We start from the raw sequence: 26388 nt of genomic DNA on the forward strand, positions 1-26388 counted from the left end.
GGCCGCCGCAGTCCAGAATAAGGAAAGTGCAATGTCCCGCGAGGAATCAGCTGTTGAGGCAATTCGTAACCTGAAAGGCCGCTATTTCAGGGTCATCGATACGAAATGTTTTGATGAACTGCACGACATGCTGACTGAGGACGCCTATTTCGACCTGGATGACATCGTCGATCGTGGTCCGGATGGAAGCATCCTCGCGCCAGCGCAGTTGGCGGAGCTATTCCCGGGAAATCAGCCAGCTGTCGTTCGGGGGCGCGCCGATATGGTGGCGTTCATCACGGCGGCGCTGAGCCCCGTCATTAGCATTCACCACGGCTTCACGCCGGAAATCGAAGTGGAAGGCGACAGCGCCAAGGCGATCTGGCCCATGGAAGACATCTTCTTTGAGCGCGCGCCGCCTCATGGCCGTATCAGGCAAGCCTATGGCCATTATGTGGATGTCTATCGCAGGGAGGGCGGCGTGTGGCGTATCGCCGGGCAGTCCCTGTCCTTCCTGCATCAGCGCTGGTTTGGAAAAGAAGGGCAGGCCAAATGAATATCACCGGCAAGATCGCGCTCGTCACGGGGGCAGGGCAAGGCGTGGGGCGCGGTATCGCGTTGGCGTTGGCGGCTGGCGGAGCGATTGTGATATTGGCAGGCCGCACAAAGGCCAAGCTGGACGCCGTGCATGCCGAAATAGCGGCTGCGGGTGGCGAGGCGGACGTGGCTCCACCCGCCGACGTCCGAAACGCGGCGGACATACAGGCTCTCGTCGCCTATGCCGCCGATCGGCATGGCGGCATCGATATTCTGGTCAACAATGCACAGCAGGCAGTGCTGGCGCCGTTGCTCGACATCGACGATGAGGGGCTCTTGCTGACCTTCGAAAGCGGGCCGTTCGCTGCCTTCCGCATGATGAAGGCGGTTCATCCTCATATGAAGCGGCGCGGCGGTGGGGCGATCATCAACATCGTCTCTTCGACCGCCGTCAACTGGGACACGAGCGGGACCGCCGCTTATTCCGCCGCGAAGCAGGCGATCGGCGCCATGACGCGGGCGGCGGCATCCGAATGGGGACCAGACGGCATCCGCGTCAACAACATCGCGCCACTTGCCGGGTCGCCCGCCATGCTCGCCTGGCTTGACGCCAAGCCAGAGGGGCCGGACGCCTATCTGTCCACCATCCCCATGCGGCGGATCGGTGATCCCCAATCCGATATCGGTCGCGCGGTCCTTTTCCTGGCGAGCGAAGATGCCGCCTACATCACCGGCGCGACTATCCCGGTGGATGGCGGGCAGGCGAACTGGAACTGAAGGGAAAAGCGATGAAGGATGAACCGGCAAGCGGCATCGTGCGGGCGTTGCTCGTCATCGGTGGCAGCTTCCATGATTTCGACATGGTGCGCCGCCGCTTGCTGGAGCGACTGGGGGAGCATGAGCGCATCAGGACGACATGCACCAACGGCTTTCATGATCTCGAGGCGCTGAGGGCTGCTGATTTTCTGGTCACCTACACCACGAACATTTTCCCGGAAGGCGAAGCACTGTCAGAACTGGAGCAATTCCTGGCGCGCGGCGGGAGATGGCTCGCCATCCATGGCAGCGCGGCCTACATCGAGTTTTCCGGTCCAGAAGTAGAGATTGGCGGCATAAAACTGCCCGGTCTTACGGACACGCCAGACCGGCATCCGGCCTATATGGATCTGCTGGGCTGCCGCTTTCTCTCCCACCTCGCGCCGCAGCCCTTTACCGTGCGCCCCGTATCCGACCACCCGATCGTAGCGGGCCTGCCGCCTTTCGAAGTGGTGGATGAACCCTATATTCTGGAACTGCGTGGTGAGAGCGAGATCCTGCTCGAGTCCCGCTATACCGGCGATGCGCCCGGATATGTGAAGGGGCCGTGGCTGGAGGATACGCCGCGTCCGCAAGCGGTGCTCCATCGTCACGGCGAGGGCGAAGCGCTGTTCCTGGCGCCGGGCCACAGTTGCGGACGATATGACATGCAGCCCTTTATCGCGGAGATCGAGCCGCAGGTGGGGCCGTGGGACAATCCGGTCTATATGGAAGTTATCCGGCGGGCGATCCGGTGGGGCGCGCGCATGCCGGTGAACGCGCCATGACCCATCCCAACCCTGTCGAAGCGGTATTGAAGGCCGCATACACGCTCGACGAAGCCGTTGATGCGAAAGATTGGCGGCGGGTAAGGCGTTGCTTCACGCCCACGGTCACTGTGAGAATAGGGGTTCTGGTAGGCGACGAGGCTGCTATGGTGCCTGTGGACGATCTGGTGACAGGGATCGCGTCCCTCAATCCTCCCGCCAAGACGTCTTGCCACATGTTGCTTAACCCGATCGTCTCCGTGACGGCCGAGCGGGCGACCTTGCGCGCGAAACGCTATGGCTGGGCCGGTTGCGAAGAGTTGACGCCGCCGCTTCATGAGCTTTGGGGCCTGCTCTCCTACGACTTCAGGCTAGCAGACGGAGAATGGCTGATCGAGGAGATGGGCCTTGTTACGCTACGCGAAGCAGGGAACCAGGAAGTCGCCCTGTTTCGTGGTGTCGCCCAATCCTAACGACCTTCTACTTCGTCCGTCGCTTGAGCGAAGCGAGCAAGATGCAGGTCGGCGTCGCCAAACTGCCGAGCGATGACGAAGAGGCGGCGATAATGATGGCTGATATTCAGCTCCTCTGTCACGCCGATCCCGCCGTGAAGCTGGATCGCCTGCTGGCCCACGAACAACCCTCCGGTTGACGCCTGAACCTTCGCCGCTGACACGGCCGCGGTCCTGATCGGCTCTTCTTCCTCCATCGCGCCCAGCGCATGGAACAGCGCGGAGCGGGTCATCTCCACCTCGATCAGCATGTCCGCCATGCGGTGTTGAAGAGCCTGAAAATTGCTGATGGTCGTGCCGAACTGCTTGCGGACCTTGAGATAGTCACGCGTGGCCCAGAGCGCAGCGTCCATGATGCCCAGCGCTTCGCCGCAAACGGCAACGGTGGCATGATCAACGGCCAGCGCGACCGCACATTCTGCCTGAGCGCCCTCCATGAGCAATTCGGCTGACGCGCCGTCCAGATGAATGTCGCAGACCCGCCGATTGTCCAGCGTACGATAAGGGCGCAGATCGACACCAGCCTGACCCTGTTTAACGAGATAAATGCCCACCTGATCGTCATGCCGGGCGGTCACGAGGAGCATGTCTGCGTGGCTCGCGCCTTCGACCAGAGATTTGACACCGGTGAGGAGCCGCGACGACCCCGAACCCTCCGCGCACGTTTCGACAGTCCGCCAATCGCCGCGCCCCGCAGGCTCCTGCAAAGCGACAGCGGCGCGCTGCTCTCCCATGACCAGGTCCGCGAGCATGGCGCCCGCCCTGTCCGATCCAATGGCCGCCAGCAATTGGGTGGCGAGGACATGGCCGATAAAGGGTTCGGTCACCAGACCGCGCCCCAGTTCCTCGGCTATCAGCGCATTTTCTGCGACCCCGCCGCCAAAACCGCCCGCCTCTTCCGTCAGGCCCGCGCCCAGCCAGCCCAGTTCAGCGAAGGCTCCCCAATGATCCGGCGCGACCCCTTCCGCCGACCGGATGATGGCGAACCGCTTTTCCCAGTCATATTCCCGTTCGACGAAGCGCCTGACGCTGTCCCGCAGAGCGTCCTGCTCGGCTGTATAGTTGAAATCCATGATGTCACAGCTCCAGGACGGTCTTGGCGATCAGGGTGCGCTGAATCTCGTTCGCCCCGCCATAGATGGTGGTTGCGCGGCGGAACATCGCCTTGGCCGCGACGCCGATGCCATGCTCCGGCGTGGGGCTGGCGCCATGATCCTGATCGTGCAGGCGATATTCCGCGTCGCCATCGGTACTGACGGCAATGCCATAGTCGCCCAAGGCTTCGGCGGCGAGGTCGGCCACGCGCTGGCGTAGCTCCGATCCGCGAACCTTGACCAAAGACGCGACGGACGCGCTGCCATGATTGTCGGATGTCAGTGCGCGCAGCACTGCGATTTCCAGCGATTTCGTGTCGATCTCTATCCGGGCCAGCTTTGCGCGAAAGACCGGATCTTCGATCAACGGGCGCCCGTTCTTCCTTTCGATACTGGCGATTTCGCGAAGCTGGGCGATGTCGCGCCGGGTGTGCGGTACTTCGGCGCTGTTGGTGCGTTCATTCCCCAGCAGGAACTTGGCGTGGGTCCAGCCTTGCCCTTCCTCCCCGATCAGGTTTTCGACCGGAACGCGCACATCGTCGAAGAAGAATTCGTTGACCGTCAGTCCCTCGTCCAATGTCCAGATTGGACGGCGGGTGATGCCGGGCGTCTTCAGGTCCACGACCAGCGACGATATGCCAGCTTGCGGCTTGACGTCGGGGTTGGACCGCACGAGCATGAACATCATGTCGGCATGATGCCCTTCGGTAGTCCAGGTCTTTTGCCCGTTGACGACATAATGGTCGCCATCCCTCACCGCGCGCGTGCGCAACGACGACAGGTCGGAGCCCGCGCCCGGTTCCGAAAATCCCTGCGCCCAGAATGTCTCGCCCAGCCTTATGCCGGGAAGATAGGCCTGCCGCTGCTCTTCCGAACCGAATGTGTAGATGACAGGCGCGACCAGTTCAGCGCCAATCCGGTCTGCGGTAGGCGCATAGGCGCGCCGCATCTCATCCTCGAAGATGAACCGCTGAACGGCGCTCCAGCCCGGTACCCCGTGAGCGGCAGGCCAATGCGGCATCGACCATCCCCGCTCGGCGAGAATGCGCGTCCAGGCCGCCTGATCCTCGCGGTGGGGATGAAAGTCGTGGCGGCCGCGCCGGGCGAGCTCTGCTGGAAGGTGGGCTTCCACAAACGCTCGGATTTCGGCTCTAAACGCCTTATCCTCTTCACTGTAAGCGGGATCCATAGGCTCAACCTAGCCCTAAATAGTGTGTATCAATACCATATGCATACATACGTAATGTAGGGGAGCGCAAGATGGAAAGCGCCCCTCCCATCCGATCAACGGCCGGTGAAGGATGGATGCCGCTTTTCCCGAACCGCACGCAACGCTTCGCCGAAATCGGCGGTGTAGGTCGCCAGTCCTTCATAAGCGACGCCAGCTTCGAACACGGAACTGAACAATTGCCGCAGGGCGATGTTGGTGACCGATTTGGTGTAGCGTATCGCCGATTGCGCGCCGCGAGCGAGGCGTTCCGCATATTTGGCGACATAGCCGTCCAGTTCGGCCGCCGGAACCACGAAGCTGATCAGATTGCATCTTTCCGCCTCCACCGCGCCGATTGCCTCGCCGGTCAGCAGATAATGCTTCGCCTTGCCAAAACCGATCAGTTGCGGCCAGATCAGCGCGCCCCCGTCACCGGCGACCAGCCCCAGCTTAACGTGGGGATCGGCGAATCGGGCATGATCAGCGGCGATGACGATGTCGCACAGCAGGGCAATAGACGCGCCAAAGCCGATCGCGTCGCCATTCACTTTGGCGATCACCGGCTTGGGGCAGTCGAGCAGGCCCATGACGATGCGTCGCATGCTTTTTGCGTCATTGACGAAAGGTTCACGTCGGCCGGCGGCCTGGTCTTCCAGCCATTCCAGATCACCGCCTGCGGAAAAAGCGTTGCCTGATCCGGTCAGGACGATGATGTCGCTCTCGGGGTCGTCCGCAGCGTCGAAGAAGACGCGGGCCATTTCCTCATGGAGAGCGGAACTGACCGCGTTCAGCACGTCCGGGCGGTTCATCCTTATGGTCAGAACCCGTCCCTCACGCTCGAAAGCCAGGGTTTCATAATGTTCGAACTTCATGTCCTCTCCCAGTGATGCTTGGGCTCGCTCGACCTTGTAGCAACAGATAGCAGAATTTAGAACGCTAGCATACTATCACCCGCGAAAATATGTGGGCTGTGCAGAATTTGTCTCATTCCAATATCTCCTTTCAGCCAGCATCGAGCGGCAAGCTACCCGACAGGAGTCGGTTTGATTCCTCCAGAAGGTCCGTCAGCATGGCGATTCGTTCGGACCCCAGCTTTCGCGAGAGCAGCTCGTCCTGCTCAATCGCGCCGATCTTCAGCGGCTGGTGCAATGTCTGCCCTTTGGCGGTCAAGTGGACCATCACCAGTCGCCGATCGGCCGCCACCCGTCGCCTTTCAATTATGCCGGCTTTCTCAAGCCTCTGAAGCGTCTGTCCGATTGTGGCTTTGCCGATCTCGAGTCTTCGCGACAATTCCACTTGAGAGAGAGGTTCTTCCAGCCATAATTCTCCAAGAACATAGGCTTGCGCGGGCGCTATTCCTGTCATCCTGATTCTCTCAAGATAATCCGCTTGCGTGATACGGGCCAGTAATTGCGCCTGATATGCCAATGTCTTCTTGAACATCGGGAATGAGCATTGTTGCACGTCGTTATCCGGCTTTTCCGCCCGCTTCATCTTGTCACTGCTTCTCGCCACCTCATCCCCCTTTGTTCCGTGCCGGATGCCGCTGCGAATCATGCAGACGTTTGGCGGTGGCCTTGTCTCATCATCTTGCATCATGGCCTTGCCTGCATCAATAAATGACATTTGTATGTTTATGCGCCATATTGTAGTGACGGTTGTCAAGGAGCGTTGAGCGATACTGCAACGCGATCTGCCAGAATCAGGAGAGAAGCACGTGAAGGGAAATGTGGACACGCAATGGCCCGATGAGGGCGTCGCATTGATCACGGTGGGCGATGGTGGTGTATCGGGAAGCCTTACCACCTGCGCCACGGTGAGCCTGCTTGCGGATGCATTGGAGGCGGCGATCGAGCAAAAGGCGCGCGTCATCGTGCTCGCGTCGTCGATGGAGGGGCATTGGCTCGAACATGCCTATCTGAGCGACATCGTGAACCTGGTCGAAGGGAAGGCGGCGACCGGCGATCCAGCCGGGTGGTTCCGCTCGCTCCAGCTTCTCAACCGTGGGCCTGCGGTCACGATTGCTGCGATCAACGGTGACACATCCGGTGGCGGTTGTGAGCTGGGCTGGGGATGCGACTTGCGCGTCGCAGAGGAACAGGCGCGCTTCAGCCAGCCGGAAGTAGCCATTGGAGCGGGTACGGGCATCGGTGGGACTTCCCGTCTGATGCGTTTGATAGGACGGACGGCCACTGCCGAAGTCGTTCTGACCGGGCGCCCCCTAACCGCGCAACGGCTATATGAGCTTGGCGGCCTTAATCGCGTAGTTCCCAAAGGCAAAGCGGTCGAGGAAGCGCTTGCGCTCGCCCGGCATATCGCATCACTCCCGCCGCAGTCGGTTGCCGGGATGAAGAAGATGCTGGGCGAAGCGGAAGACCTAAACCAGAGCCAGGGCATCGAGAATGATCAGCTGATCAGCCAGGGCCTGTTCGCGCATCCCGACAGCGTGGCCAGCATGAAGGCGATTCAGGCACGCTTCGACGCTGGCGAAGGCATGGATCAGCTTTACTGGAAAAATGACTAATGTCGGCTATTGAAAATAGTATGCTAGCATAGTAACAATGATGGGGCGCGGAGGCCGGTGTCCGGCTTTGCCAGTCATTATCCAAAAATGGGAGAGGGTTCATGGATCTGGGCTTGTCAGGATTGAAGGTCATCATGGGCGGCGCGACCCGCGGGATCAGCCGCGCTGCCGCCGAACTGTTCGCTGCGGAAGGCGCGCAGTTGGGCCTCTTCTCGCGCAACGGAGACGCGCTGGAGGAATTTAACAGCGAGTTGGGCGGTAAGGCGGTCACACGGGAATTCACGCTGGAGGATCGCGAAGGTTATAAGGCGATGCTGACGGGCCTCGCCGAAGAATTGGGCGGGTGCGACATATTCATCCATTCGATCAGCTCATCGGGCGCGCAAGGCGCCATGGACTGGGACGAAAGCTATCGTATCGACATGCTGGGCGCGGTCGATGCTTGCGAAGCACTCGAGCCATATCTTGAAAAGTCGCAGGCTGGCTCTGTCATCTTCATGTCGAGCACGGCAGCAATCGAGACATTCCTGATGCCCCAGGCGTTCAACGCTATCAAGGCGGCGCTGATCACCTACGGCAAGCAGCTGTCGCAGGTCTGGGCACCCAAGGGCATACGCGTTAACATGGTGACGCCTGGCCCGATCAGCTATCCCGGTGGGAATTGGGAAGGCGCCAAGGCGCTCATGCCGGACCTCTATAACGGCATCGTTGCCCAGATCCCCATGGGACGGCTGGGGACACCCCAGGAGGTTGCGAAGTCGATCGCATTCCTTGCGAGCCCGGCGGCCGGCTACGTTACGGGGGCCAATCTGGTCATCGACGGCGGCTTTACGAAGCGTGTCCAGTTCTGATCCGGGGGTACTCAGGAGTAAGATAAATGGCGGCAAATGCTCGCTACGCGGAAATCCGGTTCAACGACCGTCCTATTAAAGAACAATTGTCTGATCCGGAAAGCTTTATCCTGGAGCCGGGGGAAGTCACCGCCGACTATGAAAAGAAGTCGCCCTGGCGGCTGGAAGACCTCCATCCTAATATCGCTGACTATCGTACCGTCAAAACCAGCAGGTCCATCGATCCGGCGGTGATGGCTGCCGAGGAGGATCGGCTGTGGAGCAAAGTCTGGCTGCTGGCGGGGGTATCCAGCGACATCCCCAATGTCGGCGACTGGTTCCGGTTCGACGTGGGCAAGCAGTCCATGATCATCGTCCGCAATAAGGAAGGCGTGGCCGCCTTCTACAATGTGTGCAAACATCGTGGAAATGAGCTGGTACAGGATGATTTCGGCCACGGTGCCACCTCCTTTACCTGCATCGTGCATAGCTGGCGCTTCAACCTGAACGGCAAGAATGTACGCGTGACCGACCGGGAGACATTCCGCGAGGAAGCGCTGTGCCAGAACCTGGATCTAACCCCGGTCCATGTCAGGGAATGGGGCGGATTGGTGTTCGTCAGCATGAATCCCAATCCGATGCCGTTTGAGGAATATTACGCTGATCTTCTCCCGATGCTGGCTTCCTATAAGATCGAGGAGATGTTCGTCGTCAAGCATTTGACGGTAGACGTCCCCGCGAACTGGAAGACGATGTACTCGGCGTTCAATGAGACCTATCACGCGCACGCAACGCATCCCCAGATCAAGCCTTATGTCGATGACCATTATGTCCAGTATGACTTCTACCGTAACGGGCATAATCGCAACCTGTTCTCGGTAGGCTCTGTCAGCCCGCGTTGGCCGGACAATCGCTTCGTCAATGTCGGTCTCGCCTATTTTCTTCAGGAAGCGGGCGTGAAGATGTCGGCGCTTAAAGGCGATGCGCGGCATGTCCGCCGGGCATTGCAGCAGGCCAAGCGAAGCGAGAACAATCCGTTCGGCGTCGATTATTCCGGCTACACCGACAATCAACTGACTGATGACTGGAATCCGTCGCTGTTCCCGAACGTGACGATGAACATGCATCCCGAAGGCATATTGCTCCAGCGGTTCCGGCCGCATCCGACCGACCCGGAACGCGGATATCAGGATGTCCTGGTGCTGTCTGCCAAGTTGGCGGAAGGACGGCGGCCGCCAGCCTATATGGGCGTGGAGGACGATGTCGATGTTTCGGGTAAGGTTCGCCCCCCGATCCGCCGTTCGACCCATGAAAACCCCCAGGCAGGTGAAGTGGTCGAGCAGGACATCGCCAACATGGTGACGATGCAGCGCGGCATGCGATCCAAGGGACTGAACGGCACCATCGTCTTTTCCGAGCAGGAGCGCCGGATTCAGCATTTCTATGCTGAGCTGGATCTCTATCTGGAAGGCAAAAAGGGGAGCTGAGCCACGCTTTTTCGCCAGAAATGGCATGGTAAGGCCAAAGGGGCCGCGTATCGGATGATGCGTGGCTCCTTTTTTTCAGCTGTGGATCATATCGTGGGAGGAGAGAAGGCAGAGCCGCTTTCCAGTTCCTGCGCCAAACGGGTGAGGAAATCGCCCGCCGGAGCGCCGTCAATGATCCGGTGATCGACGGTCAGCGACAATCCCATAACCGGCCTCACCACGATCGTCTCGCCATCTTCGGCTACCCACGGCTTGGCCGTCATGCGCCCCAGGCCGATGATCGCTTGTTGAGGATAGCTGAGAATCGGCGTGAAATGCTCCACGCGCGTCAGGCCCAGATTGGTGACCGTCACCGTGGCGCCAGTGAGTTCAGCGATGGTGAGCTTGTTTACCCTTGCCCGCGCCACCAGGTCAGCGCGTCGCTCCGCAATGTCTGGCAGGGAAAGGTTGCCCGCATCGAAAATGGCCGGTGCGACCAGCGCGCCGGGCAGCGCGATCGCGCAACCGACATGGATTTGCTCCTGCGGCTCCACGCCACGCTCTGTTTCCACAGCATTGAACAGGGGGAAATCGCGCAGGATGGATGTCAGTGCGGCGATGATCAGGTCTTCATAGCCCAATTTCGTGTCGGCCGCTTTCCAGCTATTGCGCGCAGCGACAAGCGCGGATGCGTCAATGTCGCAGAAGAAGCTGAGCTGGGCGGTCTTTTGCAGACTTTCACTCATCTTCTGCGCGATGATTCCCCTGATGCCCGTAAGGGGGAGTATGTTTTCAGACGCCATTATATGCCCTCAATATCAGTGATTGGATCGCGCTACGTTGCTTATGCCGTCAGCCGCGCACCGTCCGGAAACAGTCGCGTAATTCGCGCACGAAGATGCCGGGTTGCTCCCAGGCCGCGAAGTGGCCGCCCTTTTCGACATGGTTCCAATGGATGATGTTTTCGAAATATCGGTCTGCCCACGCGCGGGCAGGCCAGATGATTTCCCGCGGGAAGTGGCTGTAACCCAACGGCACCTGGACATTTCTGGGCCGGAAACCGCTCATGCTTTCCCAATAGAGGCGCGCGGATGATGCCCCGCTGTTGGTCAGCCAATAAAGTGTGATATTGTCCAGCATCTCGTCCATGGAGAAGACGCTTTCCGGCATTCCGTCGCAATCGGACCAGCGCTGAATCTTTTCGTAAATCCAGGCTGCCTGACCGATCGGGGAGTCGGCCAGTGCAAAGCCGATCGTCTGGGGTTTTGTTGCCTGAAGCCGGGCATAGGCTGATTCCACGTCGTTGAACTGCCGCATGGATTCCAGTGCCGTCTGCTCCTCAGGGTGAAGAGAGCCAGCCAGATCGGGCGGAACGATAGAAAGCATGTTGAAGTGGACCGCGGCCAGCTCCGGGGGCGCATCGACAGCAAGGCACATCGTCACCAGCGAACCCCAATCGCCGCCCTGGGCGACATAACGGTCATAGCCCAACCGTCGCATCAACTCGGCCCAGGCTTTTGCAATCCGTTCCACCCCCCAACCAGTGACCGGGGGTTTTCCAGAAAACCCATAGCCTGGCAGAGAGGGTATGATGAGGTGGAACGCGTCTGATGCCTTCCCGCCATGCGAAAGCGGATCGGTCAGCGGGCCAATGACGTTGCGGAACTCCAGCACCGAACCAGGCCAGCCATGCGTCAGCAGGAGCGGCATGGCGTCCGGCTCGGCCGAACGGATGTGGAGGAAATGGATGTCCAGCCCGTCGATATGCGTCCGGAATTGGCCAAGGCTGTTGAGCAATGCCTCGCATTTCCGCCAATCATAGTTAGTGCGCCAATGATCGGCCAAGACGCGCAGCCGGGCTGATGGCGCACCCTGTTCCCAGCCTGAAACAGGCGCCTCGTCCGGCCAGCGCGTCCGCTCCAGCCGCTGGCGGAGATCACCAAGCTGCTCCTGCGGAACGTGCAGCGCGAATGGTTCTATGAGCGACATCAGGAACGCTCCAGCACGGAACGCAGCACCAGGGCGATGCGGTGCATCAGCCGCTGCGTAAAATGTGCCCCTGCGCTGGCAACCAAGATATCGTCGCTCAGCCCCTTTTCGAAAGTATCCCGGCCGCCCTTCAGCACCAGGTTCATCAACCGCAATCCGGCGCGCAGGGCGAAATAATCGATTTGCCTCTGCGGAATGTCCAGGCCGCCCGCAGCGCGATAGGCGTCCATGAAACTTTCCCAGTCAGTCGCCGCGATCACGACCGGATAGCAATAGCCAAGGTCCTCACCGGCATGACCGATCGCCGCTTGCTCCCAGTCAAGGACCGCGGTAATGTTGCCGTTCTCAGCCAGAACATTATGAAAAATCATGTCATTGTGAACGATCGATTGCCGATCATCCAGGCAGTCGACATTGGCGCGCAGCCAGGAAATGGCGGCCGACATGGTGATGGAGGGCCAGCGGGCAAGGTCGTGCCATTCGCTCGCCATCCCTTCCAGTTCCGCCTGCCAGCTTTCGATGTCGAATGAACTGCGCGAAGGACGCAGGCCCTGTCCCACTTCGTCGATCGGCTGCTTGTGCAGGATCGCCATCTGTCTGGCGAGATCCAGTACAACATTGCGGTCGGCGACCGGCAGCCAATATTCCGGTTGCGCTGTCGCGCCGGGAGCATGCTCGACCAGCATGAAGGGGGCATCGAGCCAAGCGGGGTCCGTCTCCACCAGAACCGGTGCTGGCACGCGCATGCCTGCCTTGTGCAGCAGACCCAGCAAATTGAACTGCGTCAGTTCGTCCAGGAAGCTGTCATTGGTGGCCAGATTGGGGATGCCGCGCTGGATGACCAGCCGGGCAGGAAGATCGCCCATATTTGTGAGCCCGAGCAGCGCCGTCTGGCGCGATCTGCCGCCGACGACCAGATTGAACGAATCGACGCGCAATTCCTCACGTCCGGTTCGCTGCCGGAGATAGGCTTCCAATCTTTTGGGATCGATGGAGTCCTTATCCGCTCCCACCCGCCGGGGTGGCGCGCGCTCTACCTCGTCCATGCGCGTAATGGTTGACTCAAGAAGGCTGCGTTCACCGGCTATCGCGTCCCTGAAAGCGGTCAGTTGATCGCCCCGGTCCAGACATCCGGCTACGTCTGCAATGACCGCGCCCGTCGTTCGATAGGCCGCGGCGTTTTCAGCGGGGCCTCCTAATCGGTCGGTGTCCGCGAGCTGCACCGGACTGGGCGAGCCCATGAAGGCAGACGGCCCCATTTCCAATCCATTGGCCGTAGCCGTCAGCACCCTTATGCCGTTGTCCAGCGTCGCGCGCGCATCGCGGTCGGTGATGAAGGGGCGAACCTCTCGCTGCAAGGCTTCGGCCACGGCCCAAATATGACGTGCGTTTGTCATTGGCTTCCTCTTTAGACCGCATGCATATGATACGATGACATATTAATCAACAGACGCATTGTTGGAGGCCAAAATCTATCCTTTTGCTACCCCTCAGCGCGCTTGACATAGGGGATGAAGCATATAGTAATATCGCGTACCAATGTTTGGGCGCGCTTGAATCGGCAAGCCCCGCGCAAAGAGAGCAGTGCAGTGGATATAAGCTTATCAGAGGACCAGGAAGCCATCCGTGACAGTGTGCGGAAGGTGTGCGACCAGTTCGGGGACGAATATTGGTCCCGCTGCGAAGATGAGAAGACCTTCCCATCCGAATTCCACAAGGCGATGGCCGATGCCGGATGGTTGGGCATAACCATGCCGGAGGAATTTGGCGGCGCCAATCTGGGCGTAACCGAAGCCGCCATCATGATGCATGAGGTGTCGGCAAGCGCAGGCGGCTATTCGGCGGCGAGCACGATCCACCTCAACATCTTCGGTCCTCATGCCGTGGTGGTTCACGGCACGGCCGAGCAGAAGAAGCGTATGCTCGAACCGCTGATCGCGGGCACGGACCGCGCTTGTTTCGGCGTAACGGAGCCTGACGCCGGGCTCGACACGACAAGCATCAAGACCTTCGCGACGAAAGTGCCGGGCGGATATCGTGTTACTGGCCGCAAAATCTGGACGTCATCCGGGCAGGTCGCGAACAAGATCCTGCTGCTGACCCGCACGACGCCCAAGGAACAATGCAAGAAGCCGACCGACGGCATGACGCTGTTCTACACCGACCTTGACAAAAGTCAGATTGAGGTGCGTCGTATCCCCAAGATGGGCCGGAACGCGGTGGATTCCAACGCGACCTTTATCGATGATTATTTCGTGCCGGACGAGGACAGGATCGGTGAAGAGGGCAAGGGGTTCCATTATATCCTGCACAGCCTCAATCCCGAACGCATACTCGTTGGCATCGAAGCGGTTGGGCTGGGCCGGGGAGCATTGGCGCGAGCGGCCAAATATGCCGGTGAGCGCAAGGTTTTCGGCCGCTATATCGGTCAGAATCAGGGCATCCAGCATCCGCTGGCGGAAAACTGGACCTATCTGGAATCCGCATACTGGATGATCATGCGGGCGGCGCACCTGTATGACACGGGCAAATCCTGCGGAGCGGAGGCCAATGCCGGGAAATTCCTGGGTGGCCGCGCTGCCTTTGACGCTTGCACCCGCGCGGTCATGACGCATGGCGGCATGGGCTATTCGACCGAATATCAGGTGGAAAGGCTGTTTCGCGAGTCAATCCTGATGCGGATCGCACCGATCACCGAGCAACTGATCCTGAGCTTCATCGCCGAAAAAGTCCTGGATCTGCCGAAGTCCTATTAAGAAAATCAGCTGGAGTGGATGACATGTCCAATTGGCCAAAACCAGACGCGGCAACGCTCCTGGAAATCTATCGCAAGGCAACACTCATCAAGCAGAATGACGAACATGTCATCAAGCAGATGATGGCGGGCAAGCTGGTGATGCCCTATTACAGCCCACGCGGGCAGGAAATCATCCCCTCGGCGATCTCCGTCAGCCTGGATGACGATGATTACATCTGCACCATCTATCGCGGCATCCACGACATGCTCGCCAAGGGTTTTCCTCTGGATGAACTGTGGGCGGAACTTGCAGGCAAGGTGACTGGCACGTGCAAGGGCAAGGGCGGCCCGATGCACCTCACCTGCCCTGAAAAGGGCATGATGGTGACGACGGGCATCGTGGGATCGTCCATGCCGATCGCCACCGGCCTTGGCTGGGCAGCGAAGCTCGACGGCCGCAACCGGGTATCCGTCGCGAACTTTGGCGATGGTGCGACGAATATCGGCGCCTTCCATGAATCGATGAACATGGCCGCCGTGTGGAAGCTGCCCGTCATTTTCCTGTGCCAGAACAACCATTATGCCGAACATACGGCTCCCGAATATTCGCGGGCGATCGACCGCATTTCGGATCGGGCTGCGGCTTACGGCATGCCCGGTGTGACCGTGGACGGGAACGACCCGGATGAGATGTACGGCGCTGCCAAGGTTGCGATCGAACGTGCCCGGGCAGGGGAGGGGCCGACGCTGATCGAGGCCATGACCTTCCGCTTCAATGGCCACATCCTCGGTGAGGCGGGCCATTATATGGACAAGGCCATCTATGCCGAGGCGCAGACAAAGGACCCGATGCCCGTCCTGCGCGCCCGGCTGCTGTCGGAAGGGATCGCGACGGAAGCGGACCTGGCCGCCATCGAAAAGGATGCTGACAGCCGGATCGTGGCCGCGATCGAAGCCGCCATAGCCGCAGACTTCCCCGACGTCGCCGAACTGAAGCGTGACGTGTTCGCTGAAGAAATCGCTTGAGGTAATGGCAATGACCGACACAATCACTGCATCCGCTGCGCAGGCTTCACCCGCGTCGCAGGACACCGAACCCAAGAAGATGACGATGGTGGAAGCCATCAACCTGGCCCTTCACGATGCGATGGAGGCCGATTCCAAGGTGATCGTCCTTGGCGAGGATGTGGCCGATCCGCAGGATGGCGGCGTCATGGGCGTGACCAAGGGGCTATCCACCCGCTTCGGCGAAGAGCGCGTCAAATCCACGCCCATATCCGAACAGGCGATTATCGGCGCAGCGATTGGCGCAGCCGTGGGCGGGTATAAGCCGGTGGCCGAGATCATGCTGATGAACTTCATCGCGGTCCCGATGGACATGATCTTCAACCATGCTGCAAAGCTGCGCTTCATGTCAGGCGGGCAGACCGGCGTGCCGATGGTCATCCGCACCATGACGGGGTCGGGTTTCTCCACGGGCGGTCAGCATAGTGACTATCTTGAAGCATGGTTCGCCCATACGGCAGGCATTAAGGTGGTCGCCCCCTCAACGCCCGACGATGCCTATGGCCTGATGCGGGCCGCCATCGACGACCCCGATCCCGTACTGTTCATCGAGAATATGCCAAGCTACTGGACCCCCGCGCCGGTGACCAAGCAAGTCGTTCCGATCGGCAAGGCGCGCATCGCCCGCGAAGGCGCCAATGTGACGATCATAGCGCATTCGCTGATGGTGACGCTGAGCCTCGCGGTAGCCGATGCGCTGGCAGCGGAAGGGATTTCGGTCGAGGTCATCGACCTGCGCACCATCTCGCCCTGGGACCGGGAAACCGTGCTTGCTTCTGTGCGCAAGACCGGTCGCGCGGTTGTCGTGCATGAGGCGGTGAAGCAGTTTGGCATCGGCGCCGAAATCGCGTCGGTCATCTCCGAGGAATTGTGGGGCACGCTCAAAGGCCCGGTCCAACGCGTGGGCGCAGCCTATTGCGCCGTGCCATTTTCCAAGCCGCTGGAGCAGGCGTTCGCGCCCAGCGCCGACACGATCCAAGCTGCCGTTCGCAAGGCGCTGGCCTGATCAGCAGGGAAGGAAGAACAAGCATGCTTCAATCGGCGCCGGACGAAAGCTATCTGGTCGATGTGGAAGATGGCGTCCTGCGTCTGTCATTCAACCGGCCACAGCAAGGGAACTCCATCCCTAAGGCAATGGTGCCGCTGCTGACCGAACTCTTCCGTGCCGCGCAGGCGGATCGAACCGTGCGGTGCATTCTGGTTCGGGGCGAGGGCAAGGTTTTTTCGGCGGGCGGCGACGTCGCGAGCTTTGCGGACTCGATCAAGCAGGAGGTGGCGGTGCGGCAGGCGGATTTCGCGCGCCGCTTGCCCTTGGCGCGACACTTGGTGGAGGCCGTCGTCGCATTCGATCGGCCAATCATTGCCTCGGTGCGGGGAGCAGTTGCGGGCGCGGGACTGTTCTACCCTCTGATCGCCGACTATGCGGTTGGCGACGAAAGCGCGACCTTCATCTTCGCACACCAGCGTGTGGGGCTCAGCCCCGATGGCGGCGTGACAGCGGTGCTACCGCAGGTGGTGGGAACGCGCATGGCCCGCATGCTGCTACTGACAGGGGCGAAGGTCGATGCCGCCGAAGCGCACCGGTTGGGCATGCTCCACAAGATCGTTGAAGCCGAAGCGTTGGAAGGGGAGGCGATGAAGATCGCCCGTCGCCTCGCGCAGGCGCCGCAACGCGCCGTCGTGGCCGCGAAAAAGCTTGTCAATGAATCGGCCGCGCGCAGCCTTGCGCAGGTCCTCGATGCCGAAACAGATGGCATCGTCGCCTGTGTCGGCGACGCTGATTTCGAAGAGGGCGTGACAGCCTTTCTCGAAAAGCGCGCGCCGGTTTTTCCTTCCGTCCGCTAAAGGCGCGGCGCTCCCCTGCGTTGGAGAAGATCATGCACATCCCGCTGAAGGAGACGCCCTGGGAGGGCGCCTTCCCCAACATCGACAATTGGAGCGAGAATTTCTGTCTCGCCGGGTTCGATCCGCAATCGGGCGTGGGCCTCTGGTTCCATATCGGCCGCTGGCATCATGATCTCACCCAGTTCCGCGAAGTCGTGATCATCCGCTTGCCTGATGGAACGGTGATCGCCCATCGCGCCATAGGCGATGCTTTCGCTGCGGCGGCCGGGCCGGGCGGACCTCATCTGGCGGTGCGGATCGTCGAGCCAGGGCGCAAGCTGACCTACCACTTCAAAGGCGGCGTGATGCGTGTTCCCGCCAGGCAGATGCTTGAGGGGTTGGTGGGAGACGGACGCCGTACGCCTGCTTCGTTCGACCTGACCTTCACATCGACGGCCGACATCTGGGATCTCCACAAGGTCGGCGCGTTGCAGGAATTTCTGCCCGCTGGCCACATCGAACAGCCCGGTCTTCTTTCCGGATCGATCCGCGTCGGCAGCGAGCAGTTCACCTTCAACGCGATGGCCAACCGGGATCACAGCCTTGGCGGCCGCGATAACCGCAATCTGCACAGCCATCAGTGGTTTCAGGGCTATTTTGAAAACGGCTTGTCCTTCCTGCTCTTCGATGCAGAGATCGATCAGGGTGAACAGGTCGTGTTTTCAGAGGCAGTCGTCTATGAGGATGGCAAGAGCTTCGAAGCGAAGATCGAACAGATCGAACGATGCAACCATGTGGATGACGACCAAAAGCTGATCCGGACGGTGCTAAGTTATGAGAACGGCACGCTGGTCATCGACACTGCCGCATTCCACGGCAGCTCCTACCTGTCGCTCGCTTCGCCCAATGACACCTATGTCGGTGTCTATCCTACCGATCCGGGTCCGACGCGCGTGGTTGACGAGCAGTCCGTCACCCTCCTCCTCAACGGGACGGTGAAGGGTTATGGTTGCTACGAACGGACGATCCCCGGCGCTCATATCCGGGAGGCTTAGAGGGGCGCGCCATCCGGCATATTCCGGCCGGATGGCGCGTCAGCGCTTCATACGTCTTTCAACGTCCCGATCTCGACATTGGCCAGACCTTCCTCGCCGGTCTCTTCACATCGCACCCGGCACATATTCTCGACATTATAATAGACCTTCGCGCCGGGCTTCTGCGAATGCAGCGGCAGGCGGGCAAAGGCGTTGCCAACGTCAGCGGTCAGCGTGAATTTCTCGCCGCCAAGGGTCATGGTGTGGAAGATGACCTTGTCGGGCATTCCTTCCGGTCCTTCGCCGACATTCTCGATCCTGAGGGTCTTGATGACCTCATTCCCCTCCGGCCGCGCGATATAGCCTTCCGCCGTCATATTCTCAGGGCGAACGATGTTACGGACGGTGAACAGGTGGAAGCCCATCGAAGGAAAGTTGAAGAAGGACCAATTGTGATCCATCACGATCTGGTCGTTGCGCATGCCCCAACTATGGTCGCGATAACCCGATCCGTTCACATCAAGGGACACACCCGCAAGCTCCCCTGTCTTGAACGTCACCTTGCCGGTCGCATTCATGCATTGGCCCTGATGGCGGAAGCCGAATCTGTCGAGCGCGGTATTCTCCGAAATAGAGAATTGGTCTGGATTGACGTCCGCGCAGGCGAGGAAGTCGAACAGATGCATGCGCCGGGTAAACCGCAGCGATGCCGCAACATTCTCATCCTCATATTCAACAAGAAACTCTTCCTGCGGCTTCAGGAAATGCACCGTCTGATTGCCATAGCGCAGCAGCTTCTGATGTTCGAACGGCTGGGGCAGGGGAACCTCGCCGCTGTGGCTGATTTTTACACCCTTATGCAGCACCGTGAAGGAGGCAAAAGCCCGGTCAAAGGTCGGCTCCGCGGTACTATGCGCGAGGCAACACAAGTCGCGATCGGGGTCCATGAAGACCCAGAAGTAATTTTCCTTCCAACGCAACCATGCCCGGGCCGGAACTGTGTGGGGATAATCTTCGTGCAGGAGCATAATCGCCTCCAAAAAAACCGGGAAAGGGCGCAAAGGCGCCCTGTCGACCATGAATATGGCGATACCGGCCATGTTCATGACCCGCGCCAATAGAAATGGCGCGGGTCATTTTTTCATTTTCCAGCAACCATGCAGGCGACTGTGATCAGAGATCGAAGCGGACTTCGACCCCGTAAGTCCGCGGATCTCCAACGCCGCCCAGGTCACCGGCAGGCGTATTGGTCTGCGGAATTTCGTTGTTGAAATATCTCTCGTTCGTGAGGTTCGCGCCCCATAGACGGAAGGTCAGCTTGTCATTGAATTCCGGCTTGAACGAGATGCTGCCGTTGAACAGCGTCAGCTTGGGTTCCGTCAGGATGTTGTCGGGGTCCCATTTCAGGTTGGAACGGTAGGACATCTGACCGGCAAAACTGAACTGACCGACCGAGGTTGGCAGATCATAGTTGAAGCCAGCGTTGATTTTCCATTTCGGGGTCTGGGACAGCCGGTTGCCACCCACATCGCCGACTGCCAGCGCCACGCCCCAAGGCGGGGCGAAGATCGGAACGTTGATCGGCGCACTGTCGAAGCTGATGAACTTCGCCCATAGATATTGCCCGGCCAGATCAAGCCTCAGCCGCTCAGTGACCTGGAATGATGTGTCGAACTCGAAACCTTTGGTCCGCGCCTTGTCCGCATTGGCAAAGGCGACGAAGGGCGTCGGACCAGCAGGCGTGTCTACAAGCTGGACCAGCTGGACCTGCGGATCCTTGATGTCGTTGCGGAACACGGCGAAATTCGCGCGCACCCTGCGTTCGAACAGGGTCATCTTCAAACCCGCCTCGTAGGACGTCACCGTTTCCGGATTGGTCGGTGGGGCGGCCAACGGAATAGTATTGAACGTGCCCGACTTGTAGCCGCGACTCCATGTCGCATAAGCCATGATATCGTCAGTAAATTTGTGATCGACCGAAACCTTGTAGGTCCATTTGTCGAAGTTGGCAACTTGGTGAAAACTTCCAGCGGGGATGTCGGCCCCGACTAGCGGCGTTAGCGACACATGGCCGTCCCCTACCACGCGATCTTTCGTGTACCGCAGGCCAAGTGTGACATTCGTCTTGTCATCCACGACGGGGAAAGTCGCCTGCGCGAAGGGAGCCAGCGACTCGATTCTTTGCTGACTAGCAATATTCTGGCTGGCAAGACCGTTCAGAGTGAGGGCGTCACCGTTGATAGCTACATTCACGTCGGTGCGCGAATTCATATAGAACATGCCCAAGATCCAGCTGATCTTCGATGAAGACAAAGACTTCAACTGAAATTCCTGGGTAATCTGCCGGTCTCCGATCTTGATCGGAAATGCCAGCCAGTTCAATTCGGTATGATCGCCCTCATAACTCAGGAATTCTTTCGCCTTCCGGTAGGACGTGATGCTGGTGAAATCCGCAAAGCCAAGCTCCTGATCGATTTTAATCGACCCTCCCCAACCGCGGAGGCGATGGAAAATCTCGGTATTCTCATAGATATCGAAAAAGCCCGGCGGCTGGAAATATTGGGTGCCCTCAAGGGGTGACCCCAGCGGATAGCCACGGGTCGTTCCCGGATAGATATTGACCGAATTGCCCTGATTCTGCCGCTGATAGGTGTAGAATCCACTCAGGCGAATCTTGGTTGTGTCACTCGGTTCAAACACGACCTTGGATCGAATATTATAGAATTTGCGCCGATATGTGTCCTTGCCGGTGAACAGGTTTTTGCCCCATCCATTACCCTGGTTCAGACCGCTGAAGGAGATTCCGGCGGCCACGCCTTCACCCAGCGGCGTCGCCGCGTAGAGCTTGCCGCTGATCGTATCGTAATTGGCGTAGCCCAGCGTTGCTGAAAGATCAGTGGTCTGGCCGGGATCGCGCGTGAAAACCTGCATCAGACCGCCGGTTGAATTGCGACCGAACAATGTTCCTTGCGGACCTTTGAGTACTTCAACACGTTCGATGTTCGCCAGTTCGAGATAGGCGCTCGCAAGACGTGAATAATAGACGTCGTCGATATAGACAGGAACACTTGCTTCGTTACCCGGTGTTGATGCGCCGGGATTCCCAACGCCGCGCAGGAACGGCACGACAACGCCGGACATCTGTGAGACGAACAGTGACGAGTCTGCCTGCTGGAGGTCGGACACGCGGAAAATGCCCTTTGTTTCCAGAGCTTCTCCTGTAAACGCCGTTACCGCGACGGGAACATCCTGCAGGTTCTGACTACGGCGCTGAGCCGTAACGATGATCTCCTGAAGCCCTGCTGGCGAGGATGTGGACGCTGCGTCATTTTGCGGGGCTGCATCAGTTTGGGCAAGCAGGGGCATGGGGGCCACGCTCGCCAATAATAAGCCCGCGATCGAAAACGTCTTCTTCTTCATTGATCTTCCCCTCGACTAAACATTATAGTTATGAATTACTCGACCGAAAGTGGAACAAAGTGAATATTATGTTTTCTTTGTCTGACCTTGTTATGAAGTAGTATCATTTTCGGCCGCTTCGCATAAGGGTGCCAACTGCCGCACCCCTATCAGGTGGGCGCATTTCAGCACCATCAACGACGGCTGTCAAGTAAGTAAACATGCGAACGATAAATATATGTATCTATTTTTTGGAGAAGCCTATCTGCGGTTCGTTCTGACCGCAGCTTCCCGGCCAGCGATGTGGCCGAAGACCAGTGCCGGGCCGATCGTTCCCCCCGCGCCGGGATAAGCCATCCCGGTAATGCTCGCGGCGGCATTGCCTGCCGCATAGAGGCCGGGGATGTTGCCTCCGCGCAAATTCTGCACTTCCGCTCTGGCGCTGATTTTCGGGCCGCCCTTCGTTCCCAAAACGCCGGGATAGACCCGGCACGCGTAATAGGGCGCCTGATCCAGCGGCCCGACCGTTTGAAGTGCGCCTTCCAGCGACCAATCCCCATGATAGCGATCATATTGACTCTCGCCCCGGTGAAAGGCGGGGTCGCTGCCTTCGCGGGCTGATCTGTTGAACTGTTCGACCGTCCGCTCCAGGCCATCGGCATCGACGCCGATCTGTTCTGCAAGCGCGCGCAGCGTCGCCGCCTGTATCATCCAGTTCGGGACAGGGTCACTCGGATAGCGTGTGAGCACCGGATATTTGTCCAGATAAGCCTGATGGAAGATGATCCACGCCTCCCGATTGGGATAGTCGAACGTCTGAGGGTCGAACTGGAAGAAAGAGCGGCCAAGATCGTTATAATTGCATGCTTCATTGACGAACCGCTGTCCCTTGCGGTTCACCATGATCGACCCTGGCTTCGTCAGCTCGGTCACGGCAAAACGGATCGCGGGATTGCCATCATATTCCTCGCCCGGAATCTTCATGATCGGCATCCACCAGGCCTCATCCGTGTTCGCAAGGGCGGCCCCGGCCTCCGCTGCCATCAACAGACCATCACCCTCATTGTCTGGCGGACTCGCCGCTCCCTCATGTGGCCCGCGCAGCAGGTCCTTCACCAGACCGGCGTTCCATTCAAAGCCACCGCTGGCGATAATGACGCCACGCCGCGCACGCATCTCGAAGGGCTCGCCGTCCTTGCTGCCCGCAACGCCCGTGACCGCGCCTTCATGCATGACAAGGCTTTGCGCGCGCATGCCAAACAGGATGCGCACGCCTTTCTCAACCACGCTGGCGGCGAGTCCTGCCACGAGCGCGTTACCAACGCCCACCAGCCCTTTTTCCAGCCGGTCGCCGATTATGGCGGGGTCGAAGATGTCAACGCCATCCTCAAGGTCGTTGCTCGACACCGGAATGGGAAAGGTCAGGCTGCTCCGCAATCTCGGCCGCAAATCCCCCAGCTTATTGCCGGGAAACAAGCCAGCCGACAGGGACCGTCCGAACGTCCCGCCGGGAAGCTCGGGATGATAATCGGGCCATTTCAGCGCCCTAAATTGAATGTCCGTCTGCGCCTCGATGAACTTGATGACGTCCGCGCCCTGATCGACATAGGTTTCGATCATCTCGTCATCCATACGGCCCAAAGACTGACGCCGCATGTAGGTGAGCGCCGCCTCGCGGCTGTCGCTGGTCCCGACTTCATGCATATGGTGATTGCACGGAATCCAGGGCACGCCCCCTGACATCGCCGTGGTCCCGCCGAGTTTTTCCGAACGTTCCAGAATGACGACATCTGCTCCCGCATAACGCGCGCTCAGGGCAGCTGCTAGCCCCGCAGCGCCCGAGCCAATCACGATGACGTCGGTTTCTTCAATCCCATCCTGCTCGGGCACCCTGTCCTCCTGAAACTATCATATGGTCTTTGCAGCGGCGCCTGATTGAAGGCGCCGCCACGGCCGATCAGGCATTTTCTCGTGCCAGCGCGAACTGGCGTGCGACGGCGTCGAAGGATCGCTTCGCCGCTTCCTCCGGCTCAAGCGCACGAAATTCGTGCGACAACATCTCGATCCCGTAACAGCCGTCATATCCGGTCGCCGCGATGGCTCGCAGAAAGGCTGGTACATCGAAGCTGCCTTCGCCCGGCAGCAGACGATTGTCCGTCGAGTCATCGAACAGACCGCCAACGACTTCAGCCGCCGCGTCGTCCAGCTCGACATGCTTGATATAGCTGGCGGGGAGCGCTGCTACCTCTTCATAAGGAATGCCCGGACGCGTCATGTGCCAGATGTCGATCAACAGCCCGCCATTATCCGACCCGGCCATTTCGATAAGTTGCCGCCCCGACTTGAGGTCGCGAATATTGGCTAGGGGAAAGACCTCGATCGATACATGGGCGCCCACCTCCGCAGCCTGATCGCAGAGCAGCCGGAAGTCGGCGGCCATGGTCTCCATCGATACGCCACTGTCGCTGATGTCTCCGACGATCTTGATATGCTTGGTCCCGATCTCGACGGCGGTATCCAGCCATAGGCGACGCATCTTATCAGAAGCGGCCCGCGCCTCGCCCTTCGCAAACCAGTCAGTCAGGCACTCGATTTCCAGGAACTGGATACCGGCATCGTCCAGGATGCGACGAATGCCCGCCGTGCCATGCAAGGCAACGTTCGCGGCCAGATCATCGCCTGACAGGCCCATGCCGTAATAGCCCGCAGCGACTGCCGCAGCGGCCCGCCGTTCCAGCGGAAAAGGGCTGGCCACAGGCGCACCGGGATAAGCATCCCCCGCGATCGTGTAATAGGTCGCTACAATTTTCGGATCATTCATGATGAAATTCCTTCGTCAGCATCGCGGGAAGGGGGGAGGCCCTTCCTGCTCGACAGGGTGTTCAGAAGCGGTTTGATCCGCGCGCGGCTTCACGGCCAGCAATGTGGCCAAAGGTCAGCGCGGGACCGAGCGTCGCGCCGCCGCCCGGATATGCCATGCCCATGATGCTCGCCATGGCGTTGCCCGCCGCGTAAAGGCCGGGGACGATGCCGCCCGACAGGCTCATCACCTCGGCCCGCTCGTTGGTACGTGGGCCGCCTTTCGTCCCGATCGTTCCGATCTTGGTTTCGACCGCATAATAGGGACCGCGTTCCAGAGGCCCCAACGTCTTCGCGGCACCCTCTGCGCTAGCATCGCCCCAATACAGCTCATAGACGCTTTCACCGCGATGGAAGTCGGGATCGACCCCTTTGCGGGCATTATCGTTAAAGCGCGCGACTTCCGCTTCCAGCCCGGCAGGATCGACCCCGATCTTGCCCGCCAGTTCGGCCAGCGTGTCGGCGCTCACCATCCAGGATGGCACCGGATCGCCCGGATAGCGCGTCAGGAAGGGGAAGCGATCCATATAATCCTGGCTGACGATGTGCCAGGCGGGCAGGTTGGGATAGTCGAAGTTCACCGGATCGAAGGCCTGGAACACCCGCCCGATATCATTATAGTTGCAGGCTTCGTTGACGAAGCGGCGACCTGTGCGGTTGACGATGATCGACCCGGGACCGCAGCGTTCGATGCCGGTCAGCCGGACGAGTGGCCGCCCGTCATATTCTTCGCCCGGTATCGTCACGGATGGCTGCCACCAGGCTTCCGACATATTGCCGAGCGACGCGCCAGCCTGGATCGCCATCTTCAGCCCGTCGCCTTCGTTCCACGGCGGGCTGTGCGGACCATGCATCGGGCCGCGCAGGAACTGGCGGGTCATGTCCTCGTTCCACTCATACCCGCCGCAGGCCAGGATCACCCCTTTGCGCGCGCCGATGCGCAGGGGCTTGCCGTCATTGTCCGCCTCTATGCCGACCACGACATCACCTTCCTGCACAAGCCGCAGTACGCGGACATTGCGCCTGATCCGGACGCCGTGATCCAGCGCCCCCTTGAGCAACCCCGCCATCAAAGCGCCGCCCATGCCGACCATATCTTCGTTGAGGCGACCGCCGATAATCTCGGAATCCAGCACGTTGATGCCGTCTTCCACATCCGCGATGGAAATGGGGATGGGGAAATGCGCGCTCGCCCGGAGCGCGGGACGCAGTTCGCCAAGCTGCCCGGCGGGGAAAATCCCTGCGGTCACCGAACGGCCGATATTGCCGCCGGGAAATTCAGGATGATAATCGGGCATCTGGAGCGCGCGGAAGCGAAGATCGGTCTCCTTTTCGAGGAACAGCAGCATCTGCGGCGCCGTATCCACGAAGGTTTCGATCATGACGTCGTCCATCTTGCCCAGCGAAATGCGGCGAAGATAGGTGAGGGCCTGTTCGCGGGAATCGCTGCGCCCGATCTCTTGCATATGATGGTTGTTGGGAATCCACGGGACGCCGCCTGAAACGGCGCTCGTGCCACCCAGCTTATCCGTGCGTTCCAGCAGCAGTACCTCAGCGCCGGACGTCCGGGCCGCCAGCGCCGCGGAGCAACCGGCAGCGCCAGAGCCTACCACCAGAACGTCTGTTTCCTCATCCCATTGGGTCGTCACGATTATCTCTCCTGCATTCTATCCTATGGCTGGCCGCGCACGCCCTTTGCGGGTCTTGCTCGCGGCTGCCTACGTCGCCCTAACCCTTTGTTTGCCGCGATTTCTTAACCAGCGATCG

At 59.8% G+C, this 26388-nt stretch carries 24 protein-coding genes; 12 read left to right on the forward strand and 12 right to left on the reverse strand.

Annotated features, from left to right (window positions below; translation table 11 throughout):
• Positions 1-31: 31 nt before the first annotated feature.
• Genes IZV00_RS14245 through IZV00_RS14260 form a run of 4 tightly spaced genes read left to right on the forward strand, consistent with a single transcriptional unit; the run spans position 32 to position 2551 of the window.
• A complete protein-coding gene (locus tag IZV00_RS14245; RefSeq protein WP_196227092.1) occupies positions 32-535 on the forward strand; it encodes a nuclear transport factor 2 family protein in 504 nt (167 codons plus the stop codon).
• A complete protein-coding gene (locus IZV00_RS14250; RefSeq protein ID WP_196227093.1) occupies positions 532-1293 on the forward strand; it encodes an SDR family NAD(P)-dependent oxidoreductase in 762 nt (253 codons plus the stop codon). Before IZV00_RS14245 ends, IZV00_RS14250 begins: the two co-directional genes overlap by 4 nt.
• Positions 1294-1304: 11 nt before the next feature.
• Positions 1305-2099 carry a ThuA domain-containing protein gene (locus IZV00_RS14255; RefSeq protein WP_196227094.1) on the forward strand — a complete coding sequence of 265 codons (795 nt, stop codon included), beginning with the start codon at positions 1305-1307 and terminating at the stop codon, positions 2097-2099.
• Positions 2096-2551 (forward strand): nuclear transport factor 2 family protein, encoded by a 456-nt coding sequence (locus IZV00_RS14260; RefSeq protein ID WP_196227095.1) that lies wholly within the window; start codon positions 2096-2098, stop codon positions 2549-2551. The genes IZV00_RS14255 and IZV00_RS14260 overlap by 4 nt, the downstream gene beginning before the upstream one ends.
• On the opposite strand, the gene IZV00_RS14265 is transcribed toward IZV00_RS14260, so the two are convergent.
• The 4 genes from IZV00_RS14265 to IZV00_RS14280 all read right to left on the reverse strand — a co-directional run bounded on the left by IZV00_RS14265 (position 2548) and on the right by IZV00_RS14280 (position 6520).
• A complete protein-coding gene (locus tag IZV00_RS14265) occupies positions 2548-3663 on the reverse strand; it encodes an acyl-CoA dehydrogenase family protein (protein ID WP_196227096.1) in 1116 nt (371 codons plus the stop codon). The genes IZV00_RS14260 and IZV00_RS14265 overlap by 4 nt on opposite strands.
• Before the next feature lie 4 nt (positions 3664-3667).
• Positions 3668-4873, reverse strand: a complete 1206-nt coding sequence (locus IZV00_RS14270; RefSeq protein WP_196227097.1) for an acyl-CoA dehydrogenase family protein — start codon at positions 4871-4873, stop codon at positions 3668-3670.
• Positions 4874-4968: 95 nt separating this feature from the next.
• The gene (locus IZV00_RS14275) at positions 4969-5766 is read right to left on the reverse strand and encodes an enoyl-CoA hydratase/isomerase family protein (RefSeq protein WP_196227098.1); all 798 of its coding nucleotides are present in this window, start codon (positions 5764-5766) and stop codon (positions 4969-4971) included.
• Between the two features lie 130 nt (positions 5767-5896).
• Positions 5897-6520 (reverse strand): MarR family winged helix-turn-helix transcriptional regulator, encoded by a 624-nt coding sequence (locus IZV00_RS14280; protein ID WP_196227099.1) that lies wholly within the window; start codon positions 6518-6520, stop codon positions 5897-5899.
• A 91-nt stretch (positions 6521-6611) separates the two neighbouring features.
• On the opposite strand from IZV00_RS14280, the gene IZV00_RS14285 reads away from it, so the two are divergent.
• From IZV00_RS14285 to IZV00_RS14295, 3 genes are all read left to right on the forward strand, one after another.
• Positions 6612-7418 carry an enoyl-CoA hydratase/isomerase family protein gene (locus tag IZV00_RS14285; RefSeq protein WP_196227100.1) on the forward strand — a complete coding sequence of 269 codons (807 nt, stop codon included), beginning with the start codon at positions 6612-6614 and terminating at the stop codon, positions 7416-7418.
• Positions 7419-7519: 101 nt separating this feature from the next.
• Positions 7520-8269, forward strand: coding sequence for an SDR family NAD(P)-dependent oxidoreductase (locus IZV00_RS14290; RefSeq protein WP_196227101.1), 750 nt, complete (start codon positions 7520-7522; stop codon positions 8267-8269).
• Positions 8270-8295: 26 nt separating this feature from the next.
• On the forward strand, positions 8296-9735 hold the full coding sequence (locus IZV00_RS14295; RefSeq protein ID WP_196227102.1) for an aromatic ring-hydroxylating oxygenase subunit alpha: 1440 nt from the start codon (positions 8296-8298) through the stop codon (positions 9733-9735).
• Positions 9736-9821: 86 nt separating this feature from the next.
• Here the strand turns inward: IZV00_RS14295 and IZV00_RS14300 are convergent, their stop codons facing one another.
• The 3 genes from IZV00_RS14300 to IZV00_RS14310 are packed head-to-tail and all read right to left on the reverse strand — an operon-like array spanning position 9822 to position 13100.
• On the reverse strand, positions 9822-10517 hold the full coding sequence (locus tag IZV00_RS14300) for a 2-oxo acid dehydrogenase subunit E2 (protein WP_196227103.1): 696 nt from the start codon (positions 10515-10517) through the stop codon (positions 9822-9824).
• 49 nt (positions 10518-10566) lie between these two features.
• Positions 10567-11703, reverse strand: coding sequence for an epoxide hydrolase family protein (locus tag IZV00_RS14305; RefSeq protein ID WP_196227104.1), 1137 nt, complete (start codon positions 11701-11703; stop codon positions 10567-10569).
• A complete protein-coding gene (locus tag IZV00_RS14310) occupies positions 11703-13100 on the reverse strand; it encodes a phosphotransferase (RefSeq protein ID WP_196227105.1) in 1398 nt (465 codons plus the stop codon). Before IZV00_RS14310 ends, IZV00_RS14305 begins: the two co-directional genes overlap by 1 nt.
• Before the next feature lie 192 nt (positions 13101-13292).
• Between IZV00_RS14310 and IZV00_RS14315 the strand changes: the two genes are divergently transcribed.
• The 5 genes from IZV00_RS14315 to IZV00_RS14335 all read left to right on the forward strand — a co-directional run bounded on the left by IZV00_RS14315 (position 13293) and on the right by IZV00_RS14335 (position 18384).
• A complete protein-coding gene (locus IZV00_RS14315) occupies positions 13293-14459 on the forward strand; it encodes an acyl-CoA dehydrogenase family protein (RefSeq protein ID WP_196227106.1) in 1167 nt (388 codons plus the stop codon).
• Between the two features lie 23 nt (positions 14460-14482).
• Positions 14483-15466 carry a thiamine pyrophosphate-dependent dehydrogenase E1 component subunit alpha gene (locus IZV00_RS14320; protein WP_196227107.1) on the forward strand — a complete coding sequence of 328 codons (984 nt, stop codon included), beginning with the start codon at positions 14483-14485 and terminating at the stop codon, positions 15464-15466.
• Between the two features lie 79 nt (positions 15467-15545).
• Positions 15546-16511: an alpha-ketoacid dehydrogenase subunit beta gene (locus IZV00_RS14325; RefSeq protein WP_196227445.1), complete on the forward strand. Its 966-nt coding sequence runs from the start codon at positions 15546-15548 to the stop codon at positions 16509-16511.
• Positions 16512-16534: 23 nt separating this feature from the next.
• Positions 16535-17350, forward strand: coding sequence for an enoyl-CoA hydratase/isomerase family protein (locus tag IZV00_RS14330; RefSeq protein WP_196227108.1), 816 nt, complete (start codon positions 16535-16537; stop codon positions 17348-17350).
• Between the two features lie 32 nt (positions 17351-17382).
• Positions 17383-18384 carry a hypothetical protein gene (locus IZV00_RS14335; protein WP_196227109.1) on the forward strand — a complete coding sequence of 334 codons (1002 nt, stop codon included), beginning with the start codon at positions 17383-17385 and terminating at the stop codon, positions 18382-18384.
• 47 nt (positions 18385-18431) lie between these two features.
• Here the strand turns inward: IZV00_RS14335 and IZV00_RS14340 are convergent, their stop codons facing one another.
• The 5 genes from IZV00_RS14340 to IZV00_RS14360 form a co-directional block, all read right to left on the reverse strand.
• Positions 18432-19391 carry a hypothetical protein gene (locus IZV00_RS14340; protein ID WP_196227110.1) on the reverse strand — a complete coding sequence of 320 codons (960 nt, stop codon included), beginning with the start codon at positions 19389-19391 and terminating at the stop codon, positions 18432-18434.
• Positions 19392-19536: 145 nt separating this feature from the next.
• Positions 19537-21783: a TonB-dependent receptor gene (locus IZV00_RS14345; RefSeq protein WP_196227111.1), complete on the reverse strand. Its 2247-nt coding sequence runs from the start codon at positions 21781-21783 to the stop codon at positions 19537-19539.
• Positions 21784-22023: 240 nt separating this feature from the next.
• A complete protein-coding gene (locus IZV00_RS14350) occupies positions 22024-23652 on the reverse strand; it encodes an FAD-dependent oxidoreductase (RefSeq protein ID WP_196227112.1) in 1629 nt (542 codons plus the stop codon).
• Positions 23653-23719: 67 nt separating this feature from the next.
• Positions 23720-24583, reverse strand: coding sequence for a sugar phosphate isomerase/epimerase family protein (locus IZV00_RS14355; protein WP_196227113.1), 864 nt, complete (start codon positions 24581-24583; stop codon positions 23720-23722).
• Between the two features lie 61 nt (positions 24584-24644).
• Positions 24645-26270 (reverse strand): FAD-dependent oxidoreductase, encoded by a 1626-nt coding sequence (locus IZV00_RS14360; protein ID WP_196227114.1) that lies wholly within the window; start codon positions 26268-26270, stop codon positions 24645-24647.
• Between the last annotated feature and the right edge of the window lie 118 nt (positions 26271-26388).

This window comes from Sphingobium sp. Cam5-1 (genome assembly GCF_015693305.1).
Classification (GTDB): Bacteria; Pseudomonadota; Alphaproteobacteria; order Sphingomonadales; family Sphingomonadaceae; genus Sphingobium.

Excerpts from the sequence above, each read along its gene's own strand:
- IZV00_RS14245 (WP_196227092.1), top strand. The coding sequence starts at position 32 with ATGTCCCGCGAGGAATCAGCTGTTGAGGCAATTCGTAACCTGAAAGGC.
- IZV00_RS14250 (WP_196227093.1), top strand. The coding sequence starts at position 532 with ATGAATATCACCGGCAAGATCGCGCTCGTCACGGGGGCAGGGCAAGGC.
- IZV00_RS14255 (WP_196227094.1), top strand. The coding sequence starts at position 1,305 with ATGAAGGATGAACCGGCAAGCGGCATCGTGCGGGCGTTGCTCGTCATC.
- IZV00_RS14260 (WP_196227095.1), top strand. The coding sequence starts at position 2,096 with ATGACCCATCCCAACCCTGTCGAAGCGGTATTGAAGGCCGCATACACG.
- IZV00_RS14265 (WP_196227096.1), bottom strand. The coding sequence starts at position 3,663 with ATGGATTTCAACTATACAGCCGAGCAGGACGCTCTGCGGGACAGCGTC.
- IZV00_RS14270 (WP_196227097.1), bottom strand. The coding sequence starts at position 4,873 with ATGGATCCCGCTTACAGTGAAGAGGATAAGGCGTTTAGAGCCGAAATC.
- IZV00_RS14275 (WP_196227098.1), bottom strand. The coding sequence starts at position 5,766 with ATGAAGTTCGAACATTATGAAACCCTGGCTTTCGAGCGTGAGGGACGG.
- IZV00_RS14280 (WP_196227099.1), bottom strand. The coding sequence starts at position 6,520 with ATGTCATTTATTGATGCAGGCAAGGCCATGATGCAAGATGATGAGACA.
- IZV00_RS14290 (WP_196227101.1), top strand. The coding sequence starts at position 7,520 with ATGGATCTGGGCTTGTCAGGATTGAAGGTCATCATGGGCGGCGCGACC.
- IZV00_RS14295 (WP_196227102.1), top strand. The coding sequence starts at position 8,296 with ATGGCGGCAAATGCTCGCTACGCGGAAATCCGGTTCAACGACCGTCCT.
- IZV00_RS14300 (WP_196227103.1), bottom strand. The coding sequence starts at position 10,517 with ATGGCGTCTGAAAACATACTCCCCCTTACGGGCATCAGGGGAATCATC.
- IZV00_RS14305 (WP_196227104.1), bottom strand. The coding sequence starts at position 11,703 with ATGTCGCTCATAGAACCATTCGCGCTGCACGTTCCGCAGGAGCAGCTT.
- IZV00_RS14310 (WP_196227105.1), bottom strand. The coding sequence starts at position 13,100 with ATGACAAACGCACGTCATATTTGGGCCGTGGCCGAAGCCTTGCAGCGA.
- IZV00_RS14320 (WP_196227107.1), top strand. The coding sequence starts at position 14,483 with ATGTCCAATTGGCCAAAACCAGACGCGGCAACGCTCCTGGAAATCTAT.
- IZV00_RS14325 (WP_196227445.1), top strand. The coding sequence starts at position 15,546 with ATGACGATGGTGGAAGCCATCAACCTGGCCCTTCACGATGCGATGGAG.
- IZV00_RS14330 (WP_196227108.1), top strand. The coding sequence starts at position 16,535 with ATGCTTCAATCGGCGCCGGACGAAAGCTATCTGGTCGATGTGGAAGAT.
- IZV00_RS14335 (WP_196227109.1), top strand. The coding sequence starts at position 17,383 with ATGCACATCCCGCTGAAGGAGACGCCCTGGGAGGGCGCCTTCCCCAAC.
- IZV00_RS14340 (WP_196227110.1), bottom strand. The coding sequence starts at position 19,391 with ATGCTCCTGCACGAAGATTATCCCCACACAGTTCCGGCCCGGGCATGG.
- IZV00_RS14345 (WP_196227111.1), bottom strand. The coding sequence starts at position 21,783 with ATGAAGAAGAAGACGTTTTCGATCGCGGGCTTATTATTGGCGAGCGTG.
- IZV00_RS14355 (WP_196227113.1), bottom strand. The coding sequence starts at position 24,583 with ATGAATGATCCGAAAATTGTAGCGACCTATTACACGATCGCGGGGGAT.